Source organism: Thermoanaerobaculia bacterium (genome assembly GCA_035260525.1).
In the GTDB taxonomy this organism is placed as follows: Bacteria; Acidobacteriota; Thermoanaerobaculia; order UBA5066; family DATFVB01; genus DATFVB01.
In genome coordinates, this window is record DATFVB010000290.1 from 1 (window position 1) to 2,581 (window position 2,581).

Sequence of the window (2,581 nt, forward strand, 5' to 3'; positions counted from 1 at the left end):
GGTCGTCGGGATCGATCCAGAGATCGTGGTTGTCGCCGTGCGGGACGGGGATCGCGGCGAACGTCTTCCCCGCGTCCTGAGACTTGTAGAAGCCGGTGTTGAGGGCATACACGATGTCGGCCGATTTCGGGTCGCCGTAGATCTCCGTGTAGTACCAGGCGCGCTGGCGGAGTTTGTTCTCGTCGTTGACGCGGGTCCATTTCTCGCCGCCGTCGTCGGAGCGGAACACGCCTCCTTTTTCCGCCTCGACGAGCGCCCAGACCCGTCCTTCGCGGGCCGGAGAAGGCGCGACCGCGATCTTGCCGACGATTCCCTCCGGCAGTCCGCCCGCGAGCTTCTTCCACGTGTCGCCGCCGTCGGTCGATTTCCAGATGCCACCTCCGGAACCGCCGCTTTCGAGCGTCCACGGCTTCCGATAAACGGTCCAGAAGCCGGCGTAGAGGATGCGCGGGTTGACCGGGTCCATCGCCAGATCCGAGGCGCCGGTCTTCGCGTCGACGAACAGCACCTTCTTCCAGGTGCGGCCGCCGTCGGAGGAGCGGTAGATCCCGCGCTCGTCGTTGGGCGCCCAGACATGCCCCTGCGCGGCGACGTAGACGAGATCCGGGTCCTTCGGATGCACGCGGACGCGCGAGATCTGCCCCGCGTCTCCGAGACCCACGTTCGTCCACGTCCGCCCCGCGTCGGTCGACTTGTAGACGCCGTCGCCTTTCGAGACGTTCCCGCGGATCGGCGCCTCTCCCATTCCGGCGTAGACGACGTTCGGGTCCGATTCCGAGACGGCCACCGCTCCGACCGATCCGGCCTTGAAGTCCTTGTCCGACATCGGCTGCCATCGCCCGCCGCCGTCGGTCGTCTTCCAGACGCCCCCTCCCGTCGCGCCGAAATAGTAGGTGAGCCGGTCTCCGCGGACGCCCGTGACGGCGGTGACCCGTCCTCCGCGGAACGGGCCGATGTTGCGGAAGCGCATCCCCTCGAAGCGGTCGGAAAGCGACTTCGCCGCCGTCTCCCGCGCGCCTTTCGGCGATTTCTTCCCCTCGGCGAGCGTGACGCTGCGGGCCGCGGCGCCCGCCGGAGCCGCCGGACAGAGGAGGGCGAGCGCGGCGAGCGCGGCAAAGGAACGTCCGGCGAGCGCGGCGAAGGAACGTCCGGCGAGGCGGCTCGCCGCGGGTGCGGGAAGACGGCACGAGTTCAAGGCTTCTCCTTTCGTTTCAACGATAAGCTCCGAGTATACGGGAGGGGCCATGGCATGACGCTTGCTGTTTCTCCAGGCAGATGAGCTTCTTCATCGAGCCGAGAGTGTATCCCCGGAGGCATCTCCGTCTGCCCGCGATGCTCCGGCGGGAGCCCTGGACGGTTCCGCTCGAGCGGGCGCTCCTCCTCGCCGGCGCGGTCCTCCTCGGCTGGTGCGGGTGGACTCTCGTCCAGGCCCATGCCTGGCAGAGCTACGAAAGCTGGTCGCTCGATCGTCAGCGGAGCGGAGACGGCGCGTCGGTTGCCGGATACCTCGCCAGCCGAATCGGCCTCGAGCGCGAAGCGCCGCCGCGCCGGCCGCCGCCCGCGGCTCTCCGCCCGGATCCGGTCCCGGCCAATGGAGACCTCATCGGGCGGCTCGACATCCCGAGGCTCGGCCTTTCGGCGATCGTCTTCGAGGGGGACGACGCGAAGATCCTGAAGCTCGGCGTCGGGCACATCCCGGGAACGCCGATGCCCGGGCCCGCCGGCAACGTGGCGCTCGCCGCGCACCGCGACAGCTTCTTCCGGCCGCTCGACCGGATCCGGACGGCGGACGAGATCGAGCTCACCACGCCGCGCCGCGTCTACCGCTATCGCGTGAGCGACGTCCGGATCGTCCCGCCCGACGACATCTCCGTTCTGCAGGATACCCGGACGGCGTCGCTCACCCTCGTGACGTGCTACCCTTTCCGGTGGGTCGGCAACGCCCCGAAGCGCTTCGTCGTGCACGCGTCCCGGGTCGAATCGGACTGACGCGTCTCGGGGTCCGGACCGCCGCTTCTCCGGGAGAGCGCATGCACACGTTCGAAAAGACCCCTCCGGAGGTCGAGGAGCTTCTGCTCCGGCCGATCAAGGACCTGGGCCTGAAGCTCGAGGGGTCGAGCGTCGAGAAGTTCGTGCAGCAGCTCTATCGGGAGCTCGACCAGAAGGGGCTCAAACGGTTCCGTCCCGGCTGCTATCTGACCGACGAATGGGGCTGCCCGTCGGGACAGCCGATCATCGGGATCCCGTTCTACCTCGCCGATCCGAAGCTCGCCGCGCTCGAGCGCGCGATGAACGATCTCGAGGACGAGCGCGAGATCATGATGTACCTGCGGCACGAGGCCGGGCACGCCTTCAACTACGCGTACGAGCTCTACAAGACCGCGGAGTGGCGCGATCTCTTCGGTCCGTTCCGGCGGCCCTACCACGACGACTACGAGCCGGTGCCGTTCTCGCGGAAGTTCGTGCGCCACATCGCCGGGTGGTACGCCCAGAAGCATCCGGACGAGGACTTCGCCGAGACGTTCGCGGTATGGCTGACGCCGCGCTCCGGGTGGAGGACGAAGTACCGGGGATGGGGAGC

3 protein-coding genes are annotated in these 2,581 nt (G+C 68.3%); 2 read left to right on the forward strand and 1 reads right to left on the reverse strand.

The genetic code is table 11. The annotated features are described in order from the left end of the window. The coding region (locus VKH46_14015) for a hypothetical protein (protein HKB71959.1) at window positions 1-1,195 on the reverse strand (1,195 nt) is incomplete at its 3' end. Window positions 1,196-1,275: 80 nt separating this feature from the next. Between VKH46_14015 and VKH46_14020 the strand changes: the two genes are divergently transcribed. Both VKH46_14020 and VKH46_14025 read left to right on the forward strand, forming a co-directional pair. After that, window positions 1,276-1,989 carry a class D sortase gene (locus VKH46_14020; GenBank protein HKB71960.1) on the forward strand — a complete coding sequence of 238 codons (714 nt, stop codon included), beginning with the start codon at window positions 1,276-1,278 and terminating at the stop codon, window positions 1,987-1,989. Between the two features lie 41 nt (window positions 1,990-2,030). Beyond that, window positions 2,031-2,581, forward strand: a 551-nt coding sequence (locus tag VKH46_14025) for a putative zinc-binding metallopeptidase (GenBank protein ID HKB71961.1), incomplete at its 3' end; no start/stop codon positions are given.